The organism is Nostoc sp. (genome assembly GCF_036917275.1).
Lineage (GTDB): Bacteria > Cyanobacteriota > Cyanobacteriia > Cyanobacteriales > Nostocaceae > Nostoc.
On record NZ_JBALDF010000041.1, the window covers coordinates 72,695 to 96,365 of the forward strand.

Below are 23,671 nucleotides of genomic sequence, written 5' to 3' on the forward strand. Positions count from 1 at the left end.
CTTTGGAGTTTTAGTGGTCATTGTTCATAAAACATTGGGCATTGGTTATTTCCTTTTTTTCCTTGTCTCCCTTCCCTAATTCAGATATTGATGCTCTGAGGAATTTTAGAAGGAAGCAGATACTCATATGTTGTCCGGTGCAAATTACGTTGCTTAATCGTATCTTCTACCTGCTGAAGATTACTCTGGAATGCCTGTAACAATGGTTTTATTTTCTGGTCTGTAAAGTATCCTTGCTGATACTCGCCCAGCTTGTTATAGTATACAGATCCCAATAAGCTGAGTAAATTGTATTGCCGTTGCGCCTGATCTAAGGGGGGGAGCAAATTCAGATAGTCTTGCTCAGTAACTTCTCTTTTGAGAGTTGAGGCTGGTAAATAACCTGCCATTGGGATGGCCGCGGCATAGCTCATGAAATCTTTTTGCGGAAAATTAACCGCAGCATGTTGAGCGCTGGCGGTGAAAATAATCAGTGTAATGGCATCATTCAGGTAATTGAGCGTTTTAATGCCCCCATTCTCACCAAAATCGGGGATACGACCACCATCATAAGCTGATATTTCAGCTGCCCATGCTTGCAGGGCTGTGTCTTTTTGAATATCTTCATCGGTAAGGTAATATAAATTCAGATAGTCCAAAACCCATTGATGAATGGCATCCCAAACTAATAGTGCATCGTCCCGATAAGGATAAACAGGCAATAGGTTGGGATCATCCACACCGCGCTCTTGGAATTGCTTAGGCAAGATGGCACTATTGAACCCATAGCTTTGTAACCCCAGCACTGTTAAAACGCGGGAGTTATCGATTGATGCTGAGAGTAATCTATCGACACCACCGCCAGGAGCAATCAGAATCCGTTGGGCAGCATCGTTAATTGCTAAGGTACTGTCAAAATGCGGGCGCAGCAGAATTCTTAGGGGATGGGTAAGTGGCAGTTGTCGATAGGTTGCGATCGCAAAAACACCAACTAACAGGTGAGTTCTTGCTAGGTGAGTAATCGGTTCGTGGAAGTTGGCATCTGCTATTTGGACAACTGTTTTGGCAAAAAGCCAAGCGTATTTACCGGAATTAGGGGTAATGATTGGATAATCTGATCCTGGGGTTTGACCGCATTGAATGGCTATCGGACGCAATAGACGGGTGGGGTCTGAGCCTTTAGGTAAGGCAAACAGTGCTAGGGGAGCATAGACATATTTTTGCTCATGTGGGAATGTACCGTTGATCGCACCGGATAAAATTTTATAGTCAGCTAAGTAGAGCCTTCCTTCTTCTCCTGCTGCTGCTAATGAATCGTCAGTTCCCATCACTGCTTGGTAATGTTCCTCTGTGACTGGGAAGCGATCGCCTGGAGTAGTTACTCGCTCGATCATCACGGGATTGTAGCCAGCTACTCGCATGTATGCAAATACTTCATCTTCTTGGTAAGTTTTGGCGATCGCTGGTACACCAATCACCACAAACAAATTTTCGTAGTCCTTGAGACTGGTTGCATGTCCTGTGGGTTGTCCTTCATATAGAAGGGTGATTACCTGATTTAGAGTATCTCTGAGGATCACAAGTCCGTTTTCTTTAAGAATAGAAAAGAAAAGATCGTCGAGTTCTCTAACATCCTGAGATATCTGTTTAAGCAAAAGCTGGGGGATAATTTGTAGGATTCTCACCAGAATGCTGATTTGGGCTGGTATTGCTCCCTTGATTAAGGCTTCTAAAATAAACCTTTCGACATCATCACGAATCGATTCAGAACCCTGATTTCCTCTATTGACAATCAAGGTATTCACAAAAAGAACTCGTAACTGCTGGGCTAATAAAAAATACCAATTAGTGGTGAACTCTTCCGCAGCAGAAACCTGATCCACCATAGCAATAGATGGAATATAGGTATAGTTATATTTATACTCTTGCCTAGTGATGTATAGACTATAAGTACTTGGGTAAGTTATCGAATTATCTGATGATGAAGCAGTCATTGCCCCTATTCACATGTAGTGGTTTAGATAACTTTAACAGTTGAGGATGCACAAATTTGAGTTAGCTAAATGTATTATTGCTAGGACTTACGCACACTCTACGAATTCTCGGCGCTCTTGGCGTCTTGGCGGTTCGATAAATTAAGCTTTTTAGCAATTTTTGCGTAAGTCCTAATTGCAATCAAATTGAAATTTTTAATTTTTCTCAAAGAAATTTTATATAGTTTATCGCTTACTTCTAACTGATTCATAATAAACAAAATCCTCAGATTCATTAGTAACCAGAAATTTCTAGCTTTCATTAAAGGAATCTCAACTAAAAACATATTCAAAGGAATAGTGGCACGTCACAGCGTTGAGCCTTAGAGGATGTTTGAAAAGTGTTTGACTGTGATTTTTATCACCCCCCTTATAAAGGGGGGAAACCAGAAAATCCAGTCCCCTCACCAATATATCGGGGAGGGTTAGGGAGGGGTAAAAAAATATTTAATACATCAATAGTACCAGTTGGAACCGCTACTTTTGTCAACGAAATCAAAAGTTTGTGGTTGATTGACTTTTTTGGTTGATTACTTTGTCCTGTTGTCACATACTCGATTGCGAGATTGATGGTATTTTATTTTTGCACAAACTCTTTTATCCCAATCGCGATACAAGCTATGACACTCAATTTATATTTACTGCGACATGGAGAAACTACTTTTAGTCAAAGTGGTAATTTCTGCGGTAAAACTGATGCCCAGTTGACAAAAGAAGGGATGCAGATGGCAGAGAGTTTTGCCGATGTTTATCAAAAATTGAAGTGGGAGGCTGTTTATGTAAGCCCGATGAAGCGCACAATTGCAACTGCCAAGCCATTTTGTGATGCTATCGGTATGGATATGCAGTTGCGTGACGGACTTAGAGAAGGTAGTTACGGTGAATGGGAAACTAAGAGTAAATCGTTTACCCAAGAGAATTACGCAGAAAATTATGTAAAATGGTTGACAGAACCCGCTTGGAATGCACCACTAGGTGGAGAAACTGCGGTAGATATTGCTAACCGTTCTATGACTGTAATTGCTGAAATTCAAGAAAAACATTCTCAAGGTAATGTTTTAGTAGTTTCCCATAAAGCCACGATTCGGATTATGCTTTGCAGTTTATTGGGAATTGATTTGGGACGCTATCGCTATCGGGTGAATATTTTGGTCGCCTCGGTAAGTATGGTTAAATTTGACGTTAATGGTCCTTTGTTAGAAATATTGGGCGATCGCCATCATATACCCGATCGTATTCGCTTTCGTCCGGGAACATAATAGTCCTTACTAGCACCGCAAGGCGGAAGTCAAAAGTATTACGGAATAAGCTCTTTAGGGTTTTTAAATGGTTGCTCTATTTACACCGTGTTGTACTAGTAGTTTGCCATCCTAAACTTTCACAAAGCGATTGGAGAATAGCTGGAACTGCATTTACAAGCAAAGAAATAAATAAGAAGCCAAGAAAATTTGGCGCAGCCTCACAAAGAAATGGTATAAGTAGGGGATCTTGTCCAAGATCCCCTGTAAATGTACAAATAATTTTGGATAATTTATTTTTTGTCAGTCCCTTATGCAAGCTATTTAAGCTAGTAATAGAGTTGTCTCAATCCAGAGAATGAAAATATGAAGGTTTGGCTTGCCTGCTTTTTGGTGCTGTTTGCCTTAGCAGAACTGTTTGACTGGTTGCAAGAATTTAATCTGCCATTACCTATCTATATTTTGGGTGGCGCTTTTTTAGCTGTTGCTTCTAACTATGATAAAATATTCGCCTCCTATTTGAATGATTCAAGCATCGAAGCATCACTCGAACAACCTCAGTTAGATTCACTAACCCCATCTACTAATCCTATTTCTTTCCCAATTACCAGTCCTGTTGAAGATGCTCAAACTTCTCAAACAGATGATTAGCCGCAATAGCGCAATCCCAAATAGCCCGCCCTTAGACATCGCTTGTCTGATTCTGTATGTGAACGCTGCACGTAGCTAAGAGTAGGAATACACCAAGTATCTGTAGAGAGCAGACTGATTCAATTTAGGAAATAAAACTGTATAAATTCGTGGGTTTTAAGCAGCATTTTTGACAGCAACTTTACTCGGCAGGAACTTGTGGAAGTAAAGAAGGAGTTGGTTGACCCTGGCGTTTAGCACTAACGGCTTGAGTTATAAATTCCAAAACGTTCCGACGCTAAGATTTAAGGGTAGTCACAACAGTCAACAGGCGAGGCAGTTTTCATCCATGACTCTTAATCTACCACCTCAGTAACGCATTTTTGACTGTAGCGTTTATTATCCTGTGAACGGTTACGAATTATTAGATTTGTGGGATTATTTCTCCTGCCTTCACAAAAAGAATTTGGGAGGACTTTAACCATTGGGAATCAAAAGAACCCAAATGAGTGGTAGTAATCAGCGTCTGAAAGCGGTCTTGAATAGCATCAAGCAATTGATTTTGGCGGGACAAATCTAGCTCGGCAAGAACATCATCTAGTAATAGCAGCGGTGGCTCTTTGACGACTTCTTCAATTAATTGTAATTCTGCTAATTTTAAGGCTAGAACCAGCGTTCGTTGTTGACCTTGAGAACCGTATTGACGAGCGGGTGTCTGGTTAATAGTTAATTCTACTTCGTCTCGATGGGGACCGACCAGAGTAGTACCTTGGTGCATTTCAGCGATCGCTCGCTGTTGAATTTTTGCTAAAAAAGCTTGCTGGACTTCTTCTGGCTGATTATCCTCTAAAGGAATATTAGGCACGTACTTAATTTGTAGAACTTCTGTACTGCCGCTGATACTGGCGTGCCAAGCACTAGCAATGGGAGCTAATCTTTGTATAGCGCGATCGCGTCGTCTAATTACCCGTGTCCCTGTGGTGGCTAACTGTGCATCCCACACCGCCAGTTCTGAATCCTGATTGCTGGGTGCTGAGTCTTGAGTTTTTTTTAAAAAAGCATTGCGCTGGCGTAACACATGATTATACTGCTGCAAAATGTGAGCATAAACTGGTTCAAGTTGAATTAAGAGTGTATCTAACCAGTTGCGGCGACCTTCTGGGCCGCCGCGTACTAGTTCTAAATCCAGGCTAGAAAATTGGACTGCATTCAGAACGCCGAGAAAATCCATTTGACGGCGGATAGATTCACCATTGAGAGCAACGCTACGGCGACCGTTGCGGCGTAAGGTTAAGGTAAGGTCACTCACGCCTGTTTGTCGCTCTAGAGTAGCATTAATTTGAGCTATAGCTTCCCCTTCTTGAACTAAATCGCGATCGCGGGTCATTCGGTGCGATCGCAATGTCGCCAGCAACTCCACCGCCTCCAACAAATTCGACTTTCCCTGAGCGTTATTACCTACCAAAATTGTTTTGGCAGCATTAAACTCAACCTTTTGGTCTTGATAATTGCGAAATTGTCGGAGGTTTAGAGTTTTGAGGTACATAAGTGCGATTTTGGATTTTGGATTTTAGATTAAAGATAAATCTAAAATCTAAAATCTCTTTTTTAGACGGCCTTCTTGCCCATAATCCGCAAAAATATCTTCTCCGCTTCAATCCACACAAACATTAGGGCACTGAAGCCAATACAAACCCCCAATTCCTGCATATTCAGGTAGTGAGTACCAAAAAAATCTCGCAGGGGTGGGACGTAAACTAGCATCAGTTGCAAAATCGTGGTTACAACAACAGCTGCTAGTACAAATATATTGGAAAAGGGATTCATCTCAATGGTCAATTGGTTGTTGGAACGAATAGCGATCGCATGACCCATTTGGGCGATACACAAGGTAGTGAATACCATTGTCTTCCAAGCATCGCGATCGCCCTGATACCCAGCGGCATGGGTATGTTGATAAGCCCACCACATCAAGGCAATGGTGATAATGGCAAAGATTATACCAATGCGAATTATGTAAGAACCCAATCCCCTAGCGAAAATACTTTCGCGCGGACTAAAAGGTGGGCGTTTCATCACATCCGGTTCTGGAGGTTCCACAGCTAATGCCAAAGCTGGTAAACCGTCTGTGACCAAGTTCATCCACAAAATTTGTAAGGGGGTAAGGGGAACGCCTCCCAAACCAATTAAGGGTGCGGCTGCAATTGTCAGAACTTCGCCAATGTTACTGCCCAGGATGTATTTGATAAAGCGGCGAATATTGGTATAAACAACTCTACCCTCTTTGGTGGCGCTGACAATGGTGGCAAAGTTGTCATCAAGTAACACCATATCACTGGCTTCTTTACTTACATCAGTGCCAGTAATGCCCATTGCAATACCGATGTCGGCTTGTTTGAGGGCTGGGGCATCGTTTACACCATCGCCTGTCATCGCTACAAATCTGCCCCGGCGTTGCAATGCTTGGACAATTCGCAGTTTGTGTTCTGGGGAAACCCTAGCATAGATGCTCACCAGGTCAACATTTTGCTCTAATTCCTGGTCATTCATCCGCTGCAATTCTTGACCTGTGAGTAGGCGGACACCGGAGGCATTATCTTCTTGGGCGATTCCCAAATCGGTAGCGATCGCTCGTGCTGTTAACTGGTGGTCACCGGTAATCATCACTGGGCGAATGCCTGCATCCCGACACTCTTGCACAGCTAACCTCACCTCTGGGCGTGGCGCATCTAGCATTCCTACTAATCCTAGCCACACCAAGTCTTGCTCAAATACTTCATCTGAACCTTCCGGTGGGATCTGTGCCAGGGGTTTGTAGGCAAAACCTAGCACCCGCAAACCTTTACTCGCCATTTGGTCATTTTCTGCCAAAATTTTCTGGCGTTGTTTTTCGGTCAAAGGGGCTGTACGATTGCCCAAATGAATCTGAGTGGAACGTCCCAAGGTTAATTCTGGAGAACCTTTGGTAAACATTAAGTAAGGTTCAGATTGGAGGAAACCAGCGATGGCTGGGTCAACACCTCTCGAAGATGCTTCACCTGTTGCGACTTGCTGCACCTGAGAAATCACGCTCATCCGCTTGCGTTCCGAGGAAAAGGGAAACTCCGCAACGCGAGTTAATTTACTGCTCCACTGGTCTTTTTCAATTCCCGCCTTTCCCGCCAGTGTTAATAATGCCCCCTCTGTGGGATCTCCCAAAATCGCCCATTCCCCTTGTTCTTTTTGCAACACCGAATCATTACAAACGGCACAGGCGACTGATAACGCTGATATTTCTGGCGATTCCTCTAGGGAAATTTTTTGACCATCTAACTGGAAATCCCCTATGGGAGCATAACCTTCTCCAGTGACGCGAAAGGTTTTGTCGTTAGTGGAAACCGATTGCACCACCATTTTATTTTGAGTCAGGGTACCGGTTTTATCAGAACAGATGGTAGTTACAGAACCCAATGTTTCCACTGCTGGCAATTTGCGAATTAAGGCATTCTGGCGCACCATTCGCTGAGTTCCCAGTGCCAGGGTAACAGTAATTACCGCAGGTAAACCTTCTGGCACTACAGCAACAGCCATACTCAAGGAAACTTCCAAGAGTTCTTGGATGTTTTTAAAACCTCCGTCCTGGATCACACCACCAGCAACGACGATCGCCACGAGAATCAAAGAACCTGTAACCAGGACATTGCCCAGTTGAGTCATCCGCTGCTGTAAAGGTGTCGGCTCACTTTCCACAGCCTGCAACATGGTGGCAATTTTGCCTAGTTCAGTAGTCATTCCGGTGTTAGTCACCAGAACCTTCGCCCGTCCTTGGACTACTTCAGTTCCTTGAAACACAATATTTAGACGATCGCCTAAATCTGTTTCTTCGGGTAATTTTAATGTTGCCTGTTTATTCACAGCTTCGGCTTCACCCGTCAATGCCGACTCCCGCACTTGTAAATTAGACTCTTCAATCAAGCGTCCATCTGCGGCTATCTGCATCCCAGCTTCCAGCTGCATTACATCCCCTGGCACTAGTTCCTTAGCTGCTATCTCCACCAGTCTAGCGTCGCGGAAGACCCGCACTAAGGGAGAGGTCATTTTTTTCAGGGCTGCCAGGGCTTTTTCGGCACGGCTTTCTTGGACGTAGCCGAGTATGCCATTGAGGATGACAATTGCTAAGATAGCGATCGTATCTTTAAATGGCACTTCACCAGGTTTCAAATTGCCCGACTGCAAACGCATCAGGTCTAAAAACCCCGAAATCAGAGCTACGCCAATCAGCATCAATAACATAATGTTCTTGAACTGATCCAGCAGAATTTCCCAAGCACTACGGCCAGCAGTTTCTTCTAATTCGTTGGGGCCGTATTGTTGCAACCTCTGTTGAATATCTTGGGATGTTAAGCCACTGTCTGCGTTACTATCGAGCAGGTCTAGCGCTTTATTAACTTCTAAACTATGCCAAACGGCGGCACCTTCAGGCAGAGAATTAGCAGACATCGTGTAGGTCACAGGAAATGGTTACAAAATTCGATCATAATTTAGTGATGGCAGGAATTCCATTTTTTAAAGTTACATTAAGGCGATCGCCCAGTTGCATGAGTGGATCTGTAATTCTTAACATTTGTAAATTTCTCCTTTTTTCAGATAGTATTATTTCTCACGAAAGAGTTTTTCGGAAAAGTTTGTACCGATAATTATGAGTAATAGAGCTTGGAAGCTTTGTTACATAGCATATGTCACAATTAATTTGAGGCCGTTATTTTTAATTCACATCTGCTTAATAGCCAAAATGCATGGCACGATTGCATTTCTTCTCTGCTATCCGCTACGCGAACATCTTAAATTTTGCCCAAAGTTGAGCCAATCGCTTGCGTATTTACCCCCGCTCAAGCGAACTGGTGTGCTAGTAGGGTTTCCTCACCTAGAAAACTTTTCCAGCCGAATTTTTAATTTTAAATTGCTTCGGCGTGCTAAACCATTCAATAAATATGCTTAATATTAGTTTCACACCCCCCACTGTGACCGCAAGCCAGATGTTTGGGCAAAAAACAATTCGACCGCTTACTGCTGCTACCCTGTGTGGCATTACTTTCATTAAAGACAGACTGATTGCCATTGACAGTATTAAAGGGCATCTATTAGAGATTGATCCCACCTCTGACAACAGCAAAATTATTAATCCCCATCAAGTTAAAGAATTTACTGATGTCACTGGTCTGGCGGCGTGGGAAGATACCCTGTGGGTGAGCCGAGAAAATAGTGTTTACTTGTGCAAGCTCGATGCTTTGGATCTAGAACATTTTGTGACATTGCCTTATGAGGCTGATGGCGTTGCTGTTTGGGAAACAACAGTTTATGTCAGTTGCCAAAAACTAGGCTACATTTTGATTTTTGACCGCCAAACGCGGAAAGAGATTACCAGATTTTATGCCCCTGGAGTTGGGATAGAGAATTTGGCAGTGAGTCAAGAAATGCTGTGGATTTGCGATCGCACCGAACAATCAGTTTACGCGATGGACAGAGCAACAGGAGAACTTCAATTCAGTGTCCTGACCCCCTTTGAATCTCCTACAGGCATCGCAATCCATAAAAATGGCGAAACAGGCAAAGAAAGTATTTACATCGCCTACGCCTCAGAGGAGCCTTATATCCGGGACAACCCAAATGCTGATCCGAGTCATGAGCTAACGTTCCGCGATCGCACTTTTATTCACCCCCTGTATTATCATTACCAGCCAGATAAACGTTACGCCCTCTCTAATGGTTATCTGATTGAAATGTCCTATGCTGAGGAAATTGCACCCTTAGACGAAGTTAATTTACCTGATGTGGAATGGCGCATCGCCCTACCCTCGGAAACTGAGCGTCAAAAGGTGAAACACGTTGAACCCATTGGTATACCCTTTACTGAAGATGTGGTAGAGGGGCAACGTGTAGCAGTCTTTAAATTTGATTCTCTTACCCCAGGAGAACGACATATATTTGGCTGGAAAGCACTTTTGGAAGTTAGAGGAATTAAGTATCGCATCACACCAAGAGATGTTGAAGATATACCTAAAATATCCCCAGAATTACAAACACGCTACCTAGTAGATGACGACGATTTAGCAATGGATACTACCATTGTTCGCCGTGCCGCCAGAGAAGCGATTGGTTCTGAAACCAATGTGCTGCGGAAAATGCACAAAATCCGCAACTACGTCTATGATGAATTATCTTACGGTATTAAACCTTACATTGACCCGCCAGATACAGTTTTAGAAAGGGGCGTTGGTTCCTGTGGCGAATATGTCGGCGTTTTACTTGCCTTATCCCGTTTAAATGGCATCCCTTGCCGCACCGTAGGTAGGTACAAATGTCCTCCCCATAGTGACTTACTAGGAGTGCCGCTACAACCCGACTTTAATCATGTTTGGCTGGAGTTCTACGTCCCGAATTTTGGCTGGTTGCCAATGGAATCAAATCCTGACGATGTGGCTGAAGGTGGGCCTTATCCGACGCGCTTTTTTATGGGCTTATGCTGGTATCACATTGAAATTGGCAAAGGTATCACCTTTGAAACTGTGACAAGCAAAGGTGCGCGGCTAACCAAAGAAGATATCCCTATTGGCGATTTGGCGATTAATCATATTCGGTTCACAATTCTTAAAGAATTACCGCCTTTTTAAATTAGGGCATTGGGAATTGGGCAAAGACTATCAGAAAGTAAGTAGGGTGTGTTATGCCGTAGGCTAACGCACCTTAATACTTTTTGCTTAACCATAATTTTCGTTTACTTCTAAACTCTTGTTCCTATTCAAGTATTCTTCAAACAATTCAAAAAATTTCTGTAGTGCCTCATGCTCGTCTACAGAATAGAAAAGAATTATTTTAGACCATGACTGACCTGAGTTAATTCCATATTTTTCTTGAACCCATAACTGAAAACCTTCAAATTCCCTTTCTGGCTCTGTTGGAGGTACGCCAACTTCCCTTCGAGACAGACTATATCCTCGCAAAAGCATATCTAGTTCAGTGATTGGACTAGTTCTTAAGTACATACCCGGTCTTTTCTTTATGCCCTTTAAAATCTCGTTGTAAATATCAAATTGACGAAACTTTGAATTATCTTCAGTAGGGCTAGCTTTTTCTTCACTTTCTTGAATTTTGGAATCATCTTTGTGTTTTATAAACTGCTCATATTCTTCAAAAAATCTGTAGAAGGCATTTCTCTCAGTCCGACAAAGAAACAGAATTATCTCAGTCCATGAGCGTGAAACTGTAGTTTTTGCTCTTTCTTGCATCCACTCGTCAAATCCTTGCATTGGGTAACCTTCTGGATTGAATCCGAAGTGATTTATTTGACTGAAATACCACCCACTTACAAAGGAACTAAGGTGAGTAATTGATGGCTTATCTATATACATAACTGGATTTTCTTTAATATCTTGGAGAAGTCTAGATAGATTGCTCATAATATTGATTACTCCAATTATTATGGGAATAAGTATCCTGATTTACGAAAATCGGATTGTCCAAATACCTTACTATGATATGTGAGATCGTTCATCCATTGCTGCCTTGTAACTGCGTCAGGATGAAGGTTATCAAAAACCTTTTCTTCTCCATTTATTTTAATCGCAATTCCTTCATGATGACCGTTGGTTGAAATAATATAACCGTCTTCTTCTGCTTTTGGTGGATGGCTATCATCATAGATGTTGCTATCTTCATCCACTATTTTGACAGCATCAAGTTTAATGCGCTCTCCATGAATACCTTTCTCTCTCAAGTAAGCCTCAATTTCAGCAGCGCATGGAACACACTCTTTATTTTTATAGGGATCTACAATATCGCGGATGTCTTGAAGAACTTCAGGAGTAACTTTTGCTGACTGATCGGGCGCACTGCTTGCGAATGGAACATTAGGATTGTACGGTTCTGGATCATTCGTATTTACTATTCCGTCATTATCATTGTCTAAGTCAATTGAATCTGGAATGCCATCTTTATCAAAATCAGGAATTCCAGGAAAAGTAAAAAATCCAGACTCCTTTCTCAACAAACGCTCATCTGCGGGCGTATTAGGGTCGTCTGTCTCTTGCCCTGGAATTACAATTGTAGGAGCATGAATCTTATCTCCAGGATTTAATATGCCTCCTGCTGGCATTGAACTAATTAAACCTTGCCAATCAGAGGATGTCAGCGAATTAACAGCTTGATTCCGTAAATATTGGCTCCAATTCTTCCACTGGGTTGGATCACCTTCAATAGCAACCTGACCAACACATCCTGGAACGGGAGAGAAGTCAACAAGTAAAAGATATGGGTTAGTAAAGTACCCTAAACCAGAAGCATAATTAGGAGAGGCAGTACAGTTAGGAGTTATCCACTTTCCATAAAGATAATAGCTCCCATCAGACTGCTGAGTAAAAGTTATTGTATTAGGAAACCAAGCAGTACCTGTGGGGCCACCTTTCCCACCACAAGCAACAATATCAGCGTGAGACTCACAATACTTTTCCTTAGCCTTTTCCTGAGCCTTCTGATTTTGACCCCGATTCCAAATATAATAAGCCGCAACTCCAGGTAGGCGCATATCCCCAACAACTGTAGTCCCAGCAACAGCTTCCACAGAAGAAGTAGTAGCTCCGGTAGCTGTAGTTGTGCTAATTGCTGTCGTTCCAGCAGCCTCCGCAGTAGGAGCAGCAATAGTAGAAGATAATTCCAAGCCTATAGCCTCAGCACATTCAGGTTTAACAGCACAAGCATCTAGAGACGACAGCAATGCATAGGCAGGTTGAGGTAAAATCCCTTTAAATATTAAAAGTAAAAGAAAAGTCCAAATTCCAACTGATTTAAAAACAAATTTATTTATCATTAATCGCATTAGTCTTAACCCCTGATAACCCAAGAAAAAAATCGGTGTAGTTTACATCTAGGTTGTCTGATAGGAGTGAAAAGCGAGAACAGTAAAAGTACGATGATTTAGCAAATTTTTTTGAAGATTGAACTAAGATAAAGAGGTAAAAAATTAGCTATTAACTCTTAAACTGGGCAGTGGATATGATTGAGTTTGCTTAAAGTCGGCAAAGTCACAGATTGAGTTAAATGGGCAAAAGCGGCAGTGAGAGCCAGGATTGGGAGGGAAAATTTTACTAAAATTAGTAGTTTCTTCCTGATACTTTTGCAAATCGTGCTGATGCTTGTGGGCAACATTAGCTAACTCTAATTTTAAAGATTCTAATTCACTATTGTTGATGCTAATTAACTCTGACTTTTTGCATATTTCTAAATTATAAAATGATGCAACAGCTTCCCGTCCTGGATAAAGATAACGGGCAGCTAATAAATAAACTAATGCCTGTCGTCGGTCAAAAGCAGACTTCCCAGTTTTGAAATCTAAAATATGTATTGTGCGATCAGATTCAATGAAAACGCAGTCCATAGCCGCATATAAGCGAAAGCAATAATCTTCTTGTTCAATTACTATCGGTTTAGGAAAGCCTTCATCGCCCGGAGTTAATTGGATAATATCTTTATCCAAAAGCAACGGAGCATCGTGATATTTTTTTAAAATTTGCAAGACACGTTGCTGGACTTGATTGCTTGAGTTGCCTAATTTCAGTAACTGTGCAACTTTTTCTACACCATCTGCTTGCTTCAACAGATGTCTGTGATGATGAAACTCATAAACACCTTTTTGGGCGAGTATCCCAATCCGCTGGGGTGCGGTGGCTTGCGCTAAGAGCGCTTTGATCTGTGGTTCGTGTTGCCGTGCTTTGATAAACCCCCGTCTCATCTGGCAATGCCAGCGTTCTTGCCCGGTTGCTGGGGCAACTAGAGACCAAAGGTGATAACTGGCAAAAGGTCGATCGGGGGTTGACATTGCTCAGAAACAGTGAGAGAAAATACGATGGGGAGAAGTTTAACCTAAGGCTTCCTTAGAAAAGAACTTCGGAGAATACTTGCTGCTACACACGCTTTGCGGGAAGCTTTAATAGTACTGATAATGTACGGGAGCAAGTGGCAAAAATGTCCAGCAAGATAAAATTTGGCACCGATGGATGGCGAGGGATTATTGCCGATGACTTTACTTTCCCAAATGTGCGGAAAGTAACAAGGGCAATCGCCACTTACTTAGAAACAGCCTACACAAAAGATAGACCAGTACTTATTGCCTACGATACTCGCTTTTTAGCTGACGAGTTTGCCCAAACAGCGGCCCAAGTCCTGGCAGATTTGGGTTGGACTGTCAAAATTACTGACAGGGATTGTCCCACACCAGTAATTGCCTACAACGCCCGTCACCTAAATTCCGCAGGGGCGTTGATGTTTACTGCTAGCCATAATCCAGCACCCTACTGTGGAATTAAATATATACCCGATTATGCTGGGCCTGCCACTCCAGAGATTACTGATACTATTGTGGCAAATATCGAAAGTGCATCGGATGAGTTGCCTGGGAGCAACCCATCGGGTTCAATTTCTATTTTCGATCCCAAACCAGATTACCTGCAATTTATCTACACCCTACTTGATGTAGAACGGATTAAAAGCGCTAATTTAAAGGTAAAGTACGATGCGCTCTATTCTACCTCTCGTGGCTATTTAGATGAAGTTTTGCAACATAGTGGCGTTCAGTTAGAAAGTTTCCACGATTGGAGGGATGTTTTATTTGGCGGTGGAATGCCAGAACCCAAAGGAGAACAATTAGTAGAGTTAGTGGAAGCTGTAGTTCGCGATCAAGCAGATTTGGGCTTGGCAACGGATGGAGATAGCGATCGCTTTGGCATCGTCGATGAACAAGGAAACGTCCTTACTCCTAATACTGTGCTGCTACTCCTAGCACGTCATTTAATCAAAAACAAAGGTAAAACCGGCGCGATAGTCCGCACTGTCGCTACAACCCACCTGCTGGATAATTTCGCTGCTAAAAATGGGCTGCAAATTTACGAAACAGCAGTTGGTTTTAAATACATCGGCGAAAAAATGCGGGAAACTGCCGTGTTAATTGGTGGAGAGGAATCAGGTGGTTTGAGTATTATTGGGCATATTCCCGAAAAAGACGGGGTATTAGCCGATATGCTGGTGGCAGAAGCGATCGCCTATGAAGGCAAACCTTTGAGTCAGCTGGTTAAGGAAGCGATCGCTGAAGCCGATGGTCCACTTTACAACAACCGTCTTGATTTGCACCTCACAGAGGCGCACAAAACCGCCGTCATCGACTCTTTTACCAAAAATCCACCCACAGAGGTAGCAGGAATTAAAGTCAAGGAAGTGGGGCGTAAAGACGGTATTAAGCTGTATTTAGAAGAGGGTAGCTGGGTTTTACTGCGTCCTTCTGGCACAGAACCACTAGTGCGCGTCTATCTAGAAACCAACACTCCCGAAAAACTCACTCAAATCGCCCAAGAGTTAGAGAGTGCCATTGCTAAACTAGAGGCATAAGAATTAGGAGTTAGGAGTTAAGAGTTAAGAGTTATGAATTAGAAGTTAAGAGTTGTAAATTAGCAATTCTGAACTCTTGATTTCTAATTTCTATCAAAATGTGAATTAATAACTTCTAACTCCTCACTCCTAAATCCTCACTTCGCTGAAAGTATGAAAATCGCTCCTTTTTTGACATCTCTAGTTGTAGCGGTTTGGGTGATAGCGATCGCGATTATTTCAGTCCAAAATGCCACACCCGTATCGTTAAAATTCTTAACATTCCAATCGATTCAAATACCAATGGGTTTAGTGCTAACTTTTAGTGCCGGTATAGGGTTAATTGGCATGGCGCTGCTGCAACCTCTTTGGGGACTTGCTAGTTTTGGACAGCGTAATTCTCGATTGGAAGACGATGCCGAATTTTTTGTTGATGAAGATTTTTGAGCCTTGAATAGCTGTGCAGTACCAAAACATTATTACGATCAAACCAGGAAAATGAGGTGTTAAGCCTTGTATTCGAGGAATGCGAATTACTGTCTACGAAGCTATGCAGCTGATCAAAAACGTCTATGAGTGGAATTTATACAGCAGATTTTAATTTGTGGATTGAACAGACAGCCCAACTATTGCGATCGCATCGCTGGCAGGAAGTCGATCTGGAACATCTGATTGAAGAGGTTGAAAGTTTGGGCAAAAGTGAACGACGAGGTATTGCTAGTCAACTAACTCGCCTACTGTTGCATCTGTTCAAGTGGCAATATCAACCTCAACGTCGCTCAGATAGTTGGTTGGATTCTATTACTGATTCTCGTACCCAAATTGAGTTAGCCATACTCGATAGTCCTAGTCTCAAGAGTTATCCTACAGAGCAACTTGAAGAAAGTTATCAAAGGGCGCGTCGGCAAGCAGCCAAGCAAACGGGGATACTTGTATCTGTGTTTCCAGAAGAGTGTCCATATTCTTTAGAGTTATTGTTGGATGAAGACTGGCTACCAGAAGCAAGCGATATTTGATAAGTGTATTGGTGGCTGTGTGGTTAGTAGCGATCGCTATTATCTCAAAACGTCTGTAGCCTGGAAGCTTCGCACCACATGAAAAAAGCCTATGTTGGTAGGCTTTTTTAGAAAGTTTTGGCAGAGCGATCGCACTTTTATAAAATCAAAATGTCCATTCGTGATTTGGATCATCTAGGGCGGCGCGAACAGAAGCTAAATTTGCAAGTTCTTTGAAAGGGCAGGATTTAGCAATTTCTGTGATTGAATTTAAGGTAAGGGCTAGTTGTTCATTATTGCCGGATGCGATTGCATTATCAACGACAGCAAACAAAGCGCGAAAGTTTTCTGCACGTTCATCAAAAGAGCCATCTAGATACGCTATCAGCAACTCTCGCTGGGCGTTAATCTTGGTGATTGTTTCTTTTTCCCAAGCATCAATCTCTCGCCGCTTTGTCTGTTCTTGTTCGGCAATTATTTTATATTCAGTATAAGCTGAAAAAACTATGTCAAGACATTGTGTTTTTTCCAAAGCTGCTATCTCACGCCTTTTAGTCCGTTCTTGCTCTCCAATTTGCTTGTAACTGGAAATAATGCTTACTAACGATTTTGTGGCATTAACCGCAGTGCATATTGTATTAATACTTTGCAAAACCATTGCTAAATACCTCCCAGAGTTTTGTATTTAGCTTGGATAGTTAAGCTAGAAGGGTTTAACAGTCCTTCATTATCTAAAATAGGAATTTTCATAATTTCTGCAAGTGCTTTAATTAAAAGTGCTACTTCTTGAAACTTGCTAGCATCGCGATCGCGATTAAAAGGTTGGGCTTCAAGCTGCTCAAGTGCAGATTTAGCACGATTGTTTAAATTACACACTAAATTAGCCAGTTCCACTGTTCGCCGTTTAACCTGTAATAGAAAATCTTGAGCTGCTTCAATATTGGCAATCTCTACGTTGACATTAGCTTCATACTCCCGCGCTTTAGTCAAAGCTTCCTCACCCTTACCAGCAAGTTGAAAACCCCCAACCATTAACGCCGGGCCGAGTGTAATACCTCCCAATACAGCACCACCAACCGCCATACTAGTACCACCACCTAACCAAGTTATGGCTCCAGTCCAAGCCGCAGCACCACCAACTTGGGAGATAGCGACTTCACTAGCCCACAATCCAAAGAACTTGGAAACTTGAACTGTGCCTACACTCCTTGCTAAGGTAATTGCAGCAGAACCTGCTGCTGAGGCTGCAACGGCTGTTTTCACACCACCTTTCACCCACTGTTCAGCTTTGATAACTTCTGTTTTATACTCCTGAATTTGCTGAGTGGAGATGTCTAATCCAGCTACAATGTCCAGATTGTTTTGGGAAGCTCGCTGACCAATTCTCTCAATAAAAGCTATAAAGTTTGAAATTGTACCCTGTTTGATACGAAGTTGCATTTGACCATAAACTTCTGCTGACTGGTTGGTAATTTCCCAAGCTGCTTTTAACTTTTGCAAGCTACTTTCGTATTTTTGTTGAGCCTGTTCACCAATTTCCTTTGCCTGATTCATATTGCCAATCCCTTCAGCACCTTTTAGCGCTCCGAAGGCTCCAGTAGCCAAAGCAGCAGCACCTAAGATAAGTGGAATCATGAAATACTCCTGATTGTAATTAGTATTTGGTTAGTAATTGTCTAAGGGTTAAATATGAAAAAAAAGCATCACCTTATACTTATACTTCCCTGAGATACCAACTAATTAACATTCAGAAGGTATAAATTTGAGACTGCGATGAATGCAGTTGTCAATCCTTTTTGTGTTGAGTGCGATCGCACATCACTGTAGATTGATTTGAAGTAAGGAAACCCAACAATTTATCTATCTTTAGCCACTAGACTACTTTCGGGTAGATGTTTTATAGCATCTTGCCGCAGGGATCACAACTGTTAGGATGAAGGGCAGGAGGATTAATTATGTCCAATACTGCCCAAGAGATATACAGCCAAGTTGTTTGTAACTTATCACCGACTGAGCAGCTACGCTTGGCAAACCTGATTCTGAATGAGCTAGTCCAGCAAAATTTGTCCATCATCGACCAAAGTGATACTTGGACTGAGCAAGATCAGGTTGATTTAGCATCCTTCTCCTTACAGTACGCAGCTTCAATTTTCCCTAAAAGTGAGGAAATACTTTAGTGACATTCAATCCCGGTGATGTAGTCACAGTTCATTTGCCCGGTATCACTGGTATATTGTGTCCATGAAGTTTGAGTGGGATGAGCGTAAAAACCAAAGCAACATCACAAAGCATGGTTTCGACTTTGCTGATGCTTTCCGCATCTTTAATCTACCCATGCTTGTCTACCTAGATGAACGAGAGGACTATGGAGAGGAACGGTATCTCGGCATTGGACTACTTAATGGTCGAATTGTAGTAGTTATTTACACCGAGCCAGGTGAAGAAATGGTTCGGATCATCTCATTAAGAAAGGCACTATCTCACGAACGAAAAAGCTATGAACAATACCTCAAAAACCGATTGGGTTAGAGTCGATGCAATGAGTGACGAAGACATCGACACCTCAGATATTCCACCCTTGTCAGAAGAATTTTTTGCTAAAGCACAATTGCGAATGCCCAAGTCAGCTGTAACAATCACAGTTCAGGTAGATTCTGAAACTTTTGCTTGGTTTAAAGCACAGGGAGAGATTGCCGAACAGCAAATGGCTGTAGCATTAAAAATTTACGCAGAAGCACACAAAGCTTATCCAGCATCTGAGGCGAAGTCAACTTAATACCAGACTAAATCGGATGGCTAGTTGGGCAGTTTTAGGTTAGTTGTAGCCTTAGATAATCAATGAAGTCCAAAATTTCTGTATCACTGAGTTGTAGGCGCGATCGCTTGCCATATCTCTGGTGCAAATACTCCCTTCCCTGCTCTGGAGTCCAGTTTAATTGTGCTAAATATGTGTCACTTTGAGCTATCAAAACTGCATGATTTTCTGATGCCGTTGTATTAGCAGATATTTGTATTGGCTCTTGATTTAAATTTTTAATTTTATTAATTTTTAAACTGACTTTTTGCCCTAGAGTTTGCCAATCAATTTCATTATGTCCATCCCAACTAACACCTACAGAGCGATAAGTGACTGGATCGTAAATGTTACAAAATACTACTTTTTTATCTCCAGGACTAACGGCAATAGTAAGTGGATGACGCAGTTGTTCAAAAGTAAGAATATCTAAAGACAGCAATAAGCCTTTACAGAAATAGGTATCGCTTCCTGAGCGGATAATATAAGGTTTATCTGCCAAAACATTTAAATCTGTTCTTATAACTTCTCCGAATGTATTTTCAACCTTTTTATTAACTTCTATCCCTGTAATTACGCCAGTCAAAGCTCTCTCATAAATAGGGATGCGTCTTTCATCTTCAGCGAGCATATACCAGCAGTGATCGGCTTCTTTGCTGACAAAAACATATTGAGGTTTTGGGACTGCTCCAAATCCTAATTTAACTTCCATATTTTTGATGAAGGTTTTGGTAAATATATTTATCGAGCAACCAGTCTTTACGATTTGTACTGTCAAGCTATTAGTTACTTTATAGATATAATTCCCTAACCAGCAAGCAAATTAACATTAAGACAGCGAAAATTCCGAAATTTAGTGAATCTATGACAAAGTTTCTGGATCTACACCAAGTGCCTTTAACCTTTCCGTTAACATTTTCACTTGTTGTTCTGCTTCCACACGTCGCTGTTCTTCAAAAGCTGCGCGTTCTTCCGCTTCCCTAATACGTTCTTCTGGTGTCAACAATTTTTGCCCTTCCTCGTCATACCAGTACAGCCACTCCCGCACTATACCTTGATAAATTCCCCGTTCTCGCCCAATTCCTAAACCAATCTCTGGTAGCCAAACAGGATTTCCTGATATTAAGATATATTCCCCATCAACTAGACGATACACTTCCAAAGGCAGCTTTTTACGCCGTAGGGGACTATATACAACGTAGTACAAAATTCCTAATTCTTTGGCATACAATTCTTTCTTGCTGCTATATTCTTCCCGATATATTTGGGAAACAACTTCTAGTGCTAAAATCGGCAGTTTACTTTCTTCCCACAGCACATAACTCAGGCGCAAGTCCTCATCAATGAAGCGTTTAACTCCTAAGCTGAGAAACCCATCAGGGACAATGGCTGATTTATCTGGGTGATAATAAATACCCATATCAACACCAAAGAACCAATCCCAGCGATCGCACCAAACCAAAGCTAGTGTCGTTTTCAGCAAGCCGGGAATTAAATTTTGGAGTTCATTATCCACAGCGGTATCATCTGAGTCGGGTAATTCTTCGGAAGATGGCAAACAATGTAGCGGATTGTAGTTTAACATGAGCGGTTTTGCCAAATCTTATTTTAGATAGATTGTAGGTAATCTATTACAGAATTGGTAAGCTGTCACGCATTTAATTTGCACAACTAGGGCGGGCAAGATGCCCACCCCACAAGAGATTTATTTTTTTGAGGATGCAAATTAAAAGATTTTTAGCTTATTAGCGATCGCCTCCAAGCAATGTACATCAAAAAAGGGCAGGTTTTCTACCTGCCCTCAAAGTAATAAATATTTCAACTAAACTAGCGATCGCAACTTAATTAGCAATTGACGGCGCACTCAAAGAAACCTTTAATGCATCGTCTTTTTGCTGTGCTAATGTCGGCACAGAATCACGCAATCTTGCTGTCAATTGTACAGTTGTGGCGTCGTACATTTGAGTCAGCAACTTCGGATAGAAACCAATACCAATAATTGGCACCAACAAACAAGCAATGATAAATACTTCACGTGGTTCAGCATCTATCAAAGCTTGGTGAGAAACTAATTCCTTATTTTCTTCTCCGTAGAAAATTTCCCGCAACATCGACAGCAGATAAATCGGAGTTAAAATTACTCCCACTGCCATCAAAAACACCACAATGACTTTGAAGGTAGAGCTATAAGCATCGCTAGTAGCAAAGCCGACAAACACCATTAATTCTGCCACAAAACCGCTCATTCCTGGCAATGCCAAAGAAGCCATTGAACAGGTGGTGAACATAGCAAAAATCTTCGGCATTCTCTTAGCAACACCGCCCATTTCATCCAACATCAGGGTGTGTGTGCGATCGTAAGTTGCCCCTACAAGGAAGAACAAACTCGCCCCAATTAACCCGTGAGAAACCATTTGCAATACTGCCCCACTCAATCCCAAATCCGTGAAGGAGGCGATACCAATCATCACAAAGCCCATGTGAGAAATTGACGAGTAGGCAATTTTTCGCTTCAGGTTGCGCTGGGCAAAGGATGTCAAGGCAGCGTAGATGATATTAACTACCCCCAAAACTACAAATACTGGCGCAAAGAAAGCGTGGGCGTCGGGGAGCATTTGGGCATTCATCCGAATTAAGGCGTAACCGCCCATTTTCAGGAGAATCCCTGCCAATAACATGTGTACAGGGGCTGTAGCTTCCCCGTGGGCATCAGGTAGCCAGGTGTGCAAGGGAATAATCGGCAACTTGACGGCGTAGGCAATCAGGAAGCCAGCATAGAGGGCAAGCTGGAAATTTAGGGCGAAGTCCTTTAAGGCGAGCGATCGCATGTCAAACGTCACCGTATCGCCGTAAAATCCCATTGTCAGGGCAGATAGCAAAATAAACAGCGACCCGCCAGCAGTGTATAAAATAAATTTGGTCGCTGCATATTGCCGCCTTTTGCCTCCCCAAATTGACAGCAGAAAGTATATCGGCACCAGTTCCAGTTCCCACACCAGGAAAAATAACAGCATATCCTGGACAGCGAACACGGCAATCTGACCGCCATACATCGCCAAAATCAAGAAGTAAAATAGCTTGGGCTTGAAGGTAATAGGCCAAGCTGCTAAAATCGCCAGCGTGGTAATGAATCCAGTCAAAATAATTAGGGGCATGGATAAGCCATCTGCCCCTACTGACCAATTCAAATCTAGTTGGGGTACCCAGGGGTAACTTTCCACCAACTGCAAACCTGGATTGGAGAAATCATACTGAGTATAAAAAGCATAAACAATCAGTGCAAAATCTATCAGCCCTACGATCAGGGAGTACCAGCGCACTGTTTTGCCTTCTTTATCAGGGATGATCGGAAGAAGTAGCGACGCCGCTATCGGAAACAGAATAATCGTCGTCAGCCACGGAAAATTAGCTGTATTCATCACAATTCGTCTGCTATCAAAATCATGTTTGGCAAAAAGTCACTAGTTATTAACTAACAGCTTTTTGAGGATTTCGTCTTCCTCGTTAGGTTGATTTAATTAAATTAGCAATCTCCTATTTTTTCTCTTGAGAATCTTTTTTAACAGTTGGGGGTGCAAAATGTAGTTTGAGATACTCCCAAGTGTCAAAAATTTACCCTAAAAAAGCCGCTAAAATTATAGTTTAGTGGTGCGATGTCTACGACAAGCCGCTCTGCGTCTACGCGTAGTCTAACCTATCGTTAAAAATACACGATGCTGTTTGATGATTAATGTAAAAAGCGATTTGGTGCAAAAAAACATGACAGGAGAAATAACCATAATGATAATCACACAAATTGAAAGTCAGATCCGTTATGTCACCAACCTAAATGGAGAAACAACAGATGTACTCGTCCTTGTATAACTTTGGCAACAGATCGCTCTCATCACGACAATAGGTGATTTGATTGAGTTTTTTTAGTAAAATAGACAGGGAAAGTTGATAAAGGAAATTCGATTATGTCATCTCCAGCGATCGCTACTGTAATTAAGATGATGGAATCTTTATCTGAAGATGTGCAAGAAAGAGTTGCAGAACATCTCCGAGAGTACCTGGAAGATTTGCAAGATGAATTCAAATGGGATAAATCATTTAAGAAAACTCAACAACAACTGATTGCATCTGCCCAATCTGCTAAAAGAGAGATTGCAGAAGGACTTGCAAAACCAATGAACTATGAAAAGTTATGAATTCTGCAAGTCTTCCTTCTTTTTGGGATAAATATCAGTCTCTTAACAAGCAAGTTAGACAGAGTGTAAAAAAAGCTTATCAGTTATGGAGAGAAAATCCTTTTCATCCGTCTTTGCATTTCAAATGTATAAATAACGAGGAGAATATTTGGTCTGTCAGAATAACTCGCAATTATCGAGCAATTGGGGTTTTAGAGGGTGATACAGTTACATGGTTCTGGATAGGTAGCCATGACGATTATGAAAGTTTTTTTTCATAACCCGATCGCTATTTGATTTACCACTTATAATAAAATTCTATATTTTAAATATTAGTAATTTTTCTTGATCCTAAAAATCCTTAGATTTCAATTCAATAAATAATGTAATAGAATTGAGCGCGACCTTTTTTGTGGACTTCAGACCTTCACCGCTAACAAGG

The 23,671-nt window shown here is 41.9% G+C and carries 22 protein-coding genes; 11 read left to right on the forward strand and 11 right to left on the reverse strand.

Annotated features, from left to right (window positions below; translation table 11 throughout):
- Positions 1-80: 80 nt before the first annotated feature.
- Positions 81-1,973 carry a lipoxygenase family protein gene (locus V7K35_RS15515; RefSeq protein WP_335080152.1) on the reverse strand — a complete coding sequence of 631 codons (1,893 nt, stop codon included), beginning with the start codon at positions 1,971-1,973 and terminating at the stop codon, positions 81-83.
- A 659-nt stretch (positions 1,974-2,632) separates the two neighbouring features.
- On the opposite strand from V7K35_RS15515, the gene V7K35_RS15520 reads away from it, so the two are divergent.
- Both V7K35_RS15520 and V7K35_RS15525 read left to right on the forward strand, forming a co-directional pair.
- Positions 2,633-3,271: a histidine phosphatase family protein gene (locus tag V7K35_RS15520; RefSeq protein ID WP_335080153.1), complete on the forward strand. Its 639-nt coding sequence runs from the start codon at positions 2,633-2,635 to the stop codon at positions 3,269-3,271.
- A 345-nt stretch (positions 3,272-3,616) separates the two neighbouring features.
- Positions 3,617-3,901, forward strand: coding sequence for a hypothetical protein (locus V7K35_RS15525; RefSeq protein WP_335080154.1), 285 nt, complete (start codon positions 3,617-3,619; stop codon positions 3,899-3,901).
- A 403-nt stretch (positions 3,902-4,304) separates the two neighbouring features.
- On the opposite strand, the gene recF is transcribed toward V7K35_RS15525, so the two are convergent.
- Both recF and V7K35_RS15535 read right to left on the reverse strand, forming a co-directional pair.
- The gene (gene recF / locus V7K35_RS15530; protein WP_335080155.1) at positions 4,305-5,426 is read right to left on the reverse strand and encodes a DNA replication/repair protein RecF; all 1,122 of its coding nucleotides are present in this window, start codon (positions 5,424-5,426) and stop codon (positions 4,305-4,307) included.
- A gap of 62 nt (positions 5,427-5,488) precedes the next feature.
- The gene (locus V7K35_RS15535) at positions 5,489-8,359 is read right to left on the reverse strand and encodes a cation-translocating P-type ATPase (protein WP_335080156.1); all 2,871 of its coding nucleotides are present in this window, start codon (positions 8,357-8,359) and stop codon (positions 5,489-5,491) included.
- A gap of 491 nt (positions 8,360-8,850) precedes the next feature.
- On the opposite strand from V7K35_RS15535, the gene V7K35_RS15540 reads away from it, so the two are divergent.
- Positions 8,851-10,530 carry a transglutaminase family protein gene (locus V7K35_RS15540; protein WP_335080157.1) on the forward strand — a complete coding sequence of 560 codons (1,680 nt, stop codon included), beginning with the start codon at positions 8,851-8,853 and terminating at the stop codon, positions 10,528-10,530.
- 87 nt (positions 10,531-10,617) lie between these two features.
- Here the strand turns inward: V7K35_RS15540 and V7K35_RS15545 are convergent, their stop codons facing one another.
- The 3 genes from V7K35_RS15545 to V7K35_RS15555 form a co-directional block, all read right to left on the reverse strand.
- Positions 10,618-11,316, reverse strand: a complete 699-nt coding sequence (locus V7K35_RS15545) for a hypothetical protein (RefSeq protein WP_335080158.1) — start codon at positions 11,314-11,316, stop codon at positions 10,618-10,620.
- A gap of 20 nt (positions 11,317-11,336) precedes the next feature.
- Entirely contained in the window at positions 11,337-12,731 is a 1,395-nt protein-coding gene (locus V7K35_RS15550; RefSeq protein WP_335080159.1) for a papain fold toxin domain-containing protein, read from the reverse strand.
- A 144-nt stretch (positions 12,732-12,875) separates the two neighbouring features.
- Positions 12,876-13,730: a PD-(D/E)XK nuclease family protein gene (locus V7K35_RS15555; RefSeq protein ID WP_335080160.1), complete on the reverse strand. Its 855-nt coding sequence runs from the start codon at positions 13,728-13,730 to the stop codon at positions 12,876-12,878.
- A 146-nt stretch (positions 13,731-13,876) separates the two neighbouring features.
- On the opposite strand from V7K35_RS15555, the gene V7K35_RS15560 reads away from it, so the two are divergent.
- The 3 genes from V7K35_RS15560 to V7K35_RS15570 all read left to right on the forward strand — a co-directional run bounded on the left by V7K35_RS15560 (position 13,877) and on the right by V7K35_RS15570 (position 16,287).
- Complete coding sequence (locus V7K35_RS15560) at positions 13,877-15,292, forward strand: phosphoglucomutase/phosphomannomutase family protein (RefSeq protein WP_335080161.1); 1,416 nt, start codon at positions 13,877-13,879, stop codon at positions 15,290-15,292.
- Between the two features lie 153 nt (positions 15,293-15,445).
- Positions 15,446-15,718 carry a LapA family protein gene (locus V7K35_RS15565; RefSeq protein ID WP_335080162.1) on the forward strand — a complete coding sequence of 91 codons (273 nt, stop codon included), beginning with the start codon at positions 15,446-15,448 and terminating at the stop codon, positions 15,716-15,718.
- Positions 15,719-15,843: 125 nt separating this feature from the next.
- Positions 15,844-16,287, forward strand: coding sequence for a DUF29 domain-containing protein (locus V7K35_RS15570; RefSeq protein ID WP_335080163.1), 444 nt, complete (start codon positions 15,844-15,846; stop codon positions 16,285-16,287).
- Positions 16,288-16,432: 145 nt separating this feature from the next.
- On the opposite strand, the gene V7K35_RS15575 is transcribed toward V7K35_RS15570, so the two are convergent.
- Together V7K35_RS15575 and V7K35_RS15580 are read right to left on the reverse strand one after the other, a co-directional pair.
- Positions 16,433-16,924: a hypothetical protein gene (locus V7K35_RS15575; RefSeq protein WP_335080164.1), complete on the reverse strand. Its 492-nt coding sequence runs from the start codon at positions 16,922-16,924 to the stop codon at positions 16,433-16,435.
- A 2-nt stretch (positions 16,925-16,926) separates the two neighbouring features.
- Entirely contained in the window at positions 16,927-17,901 is a 975-nt protein-coding gene (locus V7K35_RS15580) for a hypothetical protein (RefSeq protein WP_335080165.1), read from the reverse strand.
- Positions 17,902-18,221: 320 nt separating this feature from the next.
- Between V7K35_RS15580 and V7K35_RS15585 the strand changes: the two genes are divergently transcribed.
- The 3 genes from V7K35_RS15585 to V7K35_RS15595 all read left to right on the forward strand — a co-directional run bounded on the left by V7K35_RS15585 (position 18,222) and on the right by V7K35_RS15595 (position 19,042).
- Complete coding sequence (locus V7K35_RS15585; RefSeq protein WP_335080166.1) at positions 18,222-18,443, forward strand: hypothetical protein; 222 nt, start codon at positions 18,222-18,224, stop codon at positions 18,441-18,443.
- A 64-nt stretch (positions 18,444-18,507) separates the two neighbouring features.
- The gene (locus V7K35_RS15590; protein WP_335080167.1) at positions 18,508-18,795 is read left to right on the forward strand and encodes a BrnT family toxin; all 288 of its coding nucleotides are present in this window, start codon (positions 18,508-18,510) and stop codon (positions 18,793-18,795) included.
- Positions 18,796-18,805: 10 nt separating this feature from the next.
- Positions 18,806-19,042 carry a hypothetical protein gene (locus V7K35_RS15595; protein WP_335080168.1) on the forward strand — a complete coding sequence of 79 codons (237 nt, stop codon included), beginning with the start codon at positions 18,806-18,808 and terminating at the stop codon, positions 19,040-19,042.
- 34 nt (positions 19,043-19,076) lie between these two features.
- On the opposite strand, the gene V7K35_RS15600 is transcribed toward V7K35_RS15595, so the two are convergent.
- From V7K35_RS15600 to ndhD1, 3 genes are all read right to left on the reverse strand, one after another.
- Entirely contained in the window at positions 19,077-19,772 is a 696-nt protein-coding gene (locus tag V7K35_RS15600; protein WP_335080169.1) for a hypothetical protein, read from the reverse strand.
- A gap of 150 nt (positions 19,773-19,922) precedes the next feature.
- Complete coding sequence (locus tag V7K35_RS15605) at positions 19,923-20,645, reverse strand: Uma2 family endonuclease (RefSeq protein ID WP_335080170.1); 723 nt, start codon at positions 20,643-20,645, stop codon at positions 19,923-19,925.
- A 256-nt stretch (positions 20,646-20,901) separates the two neighbouring features.
- A complete protein-coding gene (ndhD1, locus tag V7K35_RS15610) occupies positions 20,902-22,479 on the reverse strand; it encodes a photosynthetic/respiratory NAD(P)H-quinone oxidoreductase subunit D1 (RefSeq protein ID WP_335080171.1) in 1,578 nt (525 codons plus the stop codon).
- 540 nt (positions 22,480-23,019) lie between these two features.
- On the opposite strand from ndhD1, the gene V7K35_RS15615 reads away from it, so the two are divergent.
- Positions 23,020-23,250: a hypothetical protein gene (locus V7K35_RS15615; RefSeq protein WP_334796341.1), complete on the forward strand. Its 231-nt coding sequence runs from the start codon at positions 23,020-23,022 to the stop codon at positions 23,248-23,250.
- Positions 23,247-23,510: a ParE family toxin-like protein gene (locus V7K35_RS29720; protein WP_442939730.1), complete on the forward strand. Its 264-nt coding sequence runs from the start codon at positions 23,247-23,249 to the stop codon at positions 23,508-23,510. The genes V7K35_RS15615 and V7K35_RS29720 overlap by 4 nt, the downstream gene beginning before the upstream one ends.
- The last annotated feature ends 161 nt before the right edge of the window (positions 23,511-23,671 follow it).

What these genes read in the sequence shown, in the direction of transcription:
- V7K35_RS15560 (WP_335080161.1), top strand. Translation starts at nt 13,877, where the DNA reads ATGTCCAGCAAGATAAAATTTGGCACCGATGGATGGCGAGGGATTATT.
- recF (WP_335080155.1), bottom strand. Translation starts at nt 5,426, where the DNA reads ATGTACCTCAAAACTCTAAACCTCCGACAATTTCGCAATTATCAAGAC.
- V7K35_RS15515 (WP_335080152.1), bottom strand. Translation starts at nt 1,973, where the DNA reads ATGACTGCTTCATCATCAGATAATTCGATAACTTACCCAAGTACTTAT.
- V7K35_RS15520 (WP_335080153.1), top strand. Translation starts at nt 2,633, where the DNA reads ATGACACTCAATTTATATTTACTGCGACATGGAGAAACTACTTTTAGT.
- V7K35_RS15555 (WP_335080160.1), bottom strand. Translation starts at nt 13,730, where the DNA reads ATGTCAACCCCCGATCGACCTTTTGCCAGTTATCACCTTTGGTCTCTA.
- V7K35_RS15540 (WP_335080157.1), top strand. Translation starts at nt 8,851, where the DNA reads ATGCTTAATATTAGTTTCACACCCCCCACTGTGACCGCAAGCCAGATG.
- V7K35_RS15580 (WP_335080165.1), bottom strand. Translation starts at nt 17,901, where the DNA reads ATGATTCCACTTATCTTAGGTGCTGCTGCTTTGGCTACTGGAGCCTTC.
- V7K35_RS15575 (WP_335080164.1), bottom strand. Translation starts at nt 16,924, where the DNA reads ATGGTTTTGCAAAGTATTAATACAATATGCACTGCGGTTAATGCCACA.
- V7K35_RS15525 (WP_335080154.1), top strand. Translation starts at nt 3,617, where the DNA reads ATGAAGGTTTGGCTTGCCTGCTTTTTGGTGCTGTTTGCCTTAGCAGAA.
- V7K35_RS15595 (WP_335080168.1), top strand. Translation starts at nt 18,806, where the DNA reads ATGAGTGACGAAGACATCGACACCTCAGATATTCCACCCTTGTCAGAA.
- V7K35_RS15550 (WP_335080159.1), bottom strand. Translation starts at nt 12,731, where the DNA reads ATGCGATTAATGATAAATAAATTTGTTTTTAAATCAGTTGGAATTTGG.
- V7K35_RS15545 (WP_335080158.1), bottom strand. Translation starts at nt 11,316, where the DNA reads ATGAGCAATCTATCTAGACTTCTCCAAGATATTAAAGAAAATCCAGTT.
- V7K35_RS29720 (WP_442939730.1), top strand. Translation starts at nt 23,247, where the DNA reads ATGAATTCTGCAAGTCTTCCTTCTTTTTGGGATAAATATCAGTCTCTT.
- V7K35_RS15615 (WP_334796341.1), top strand. Translation starts at nt 23,020, where the DNA reads ATGTCATCTCCAGCGATCGCTACTGTAATTAAGATGATGGAATCTTTA.
- V7K35_RS15565 (WP_335080162.1), top strand. Translation starts at nt 15,446, where the DNA reads ATGAAAATCGCTCCTTTTTTGACATCTCTAGTTGTAGCGGTTTGGGTG.
- V7K35_RS15605 (WP_335080170.1), bottom strand. Translation starts at nt 20,645, where the DNA reads ATGTTAAACTACAATCCGCTACATTGTTTGCCATCTTCCGAAGAATTA.
- V7K35_RS15585 (WP_335080166.1), top strand. Translation starts at nt 18,222, where the DNA reads ATGTCCAATACTGCCCAAGAGATATACAGCCAAGTTGTTTGTAACTTA.
- ndhD1 (WP_335080171.1), bottom strand. Translation starts at nt 22,479, where the DNA reads ATGAATACAGCTAATTTTCCGTGGCTGACGACGATTATTCTGTTTCCG.
- V7K35_RS15570 (WP_335080163.1), top strand. Translation starts at nt 15,844, where the DNA reads ATGAGTGGAATTTATACAGCAGATTTTAATTTGTGGATTGAACAGACA.
- V7K35_RS15600 (WP_335080169.1), bottom strand. Translation starts at nt 19,772, where the DNA reads ATGGAAGTTAAATTAGGATTTGGAGCAGTCCCAAAACCTCAATATGTT.
- V7K35_RS15535 (WP_335080156.1), bottom strand. Translation starts at nt 8,359, where the DNA reads ATGTCTGCTAATTCTCTGCCTGAAGGTGCCGCCGTTTGGCATAGTTTA.
- V7K35_RS15590 (WP_335080167.1), top strand. Translation starts at nt 18,508, where the DNA reads ATGAAGTTTGAGTGGGATGAGCGTAAAAACCAAAGCAACATCACAAAG.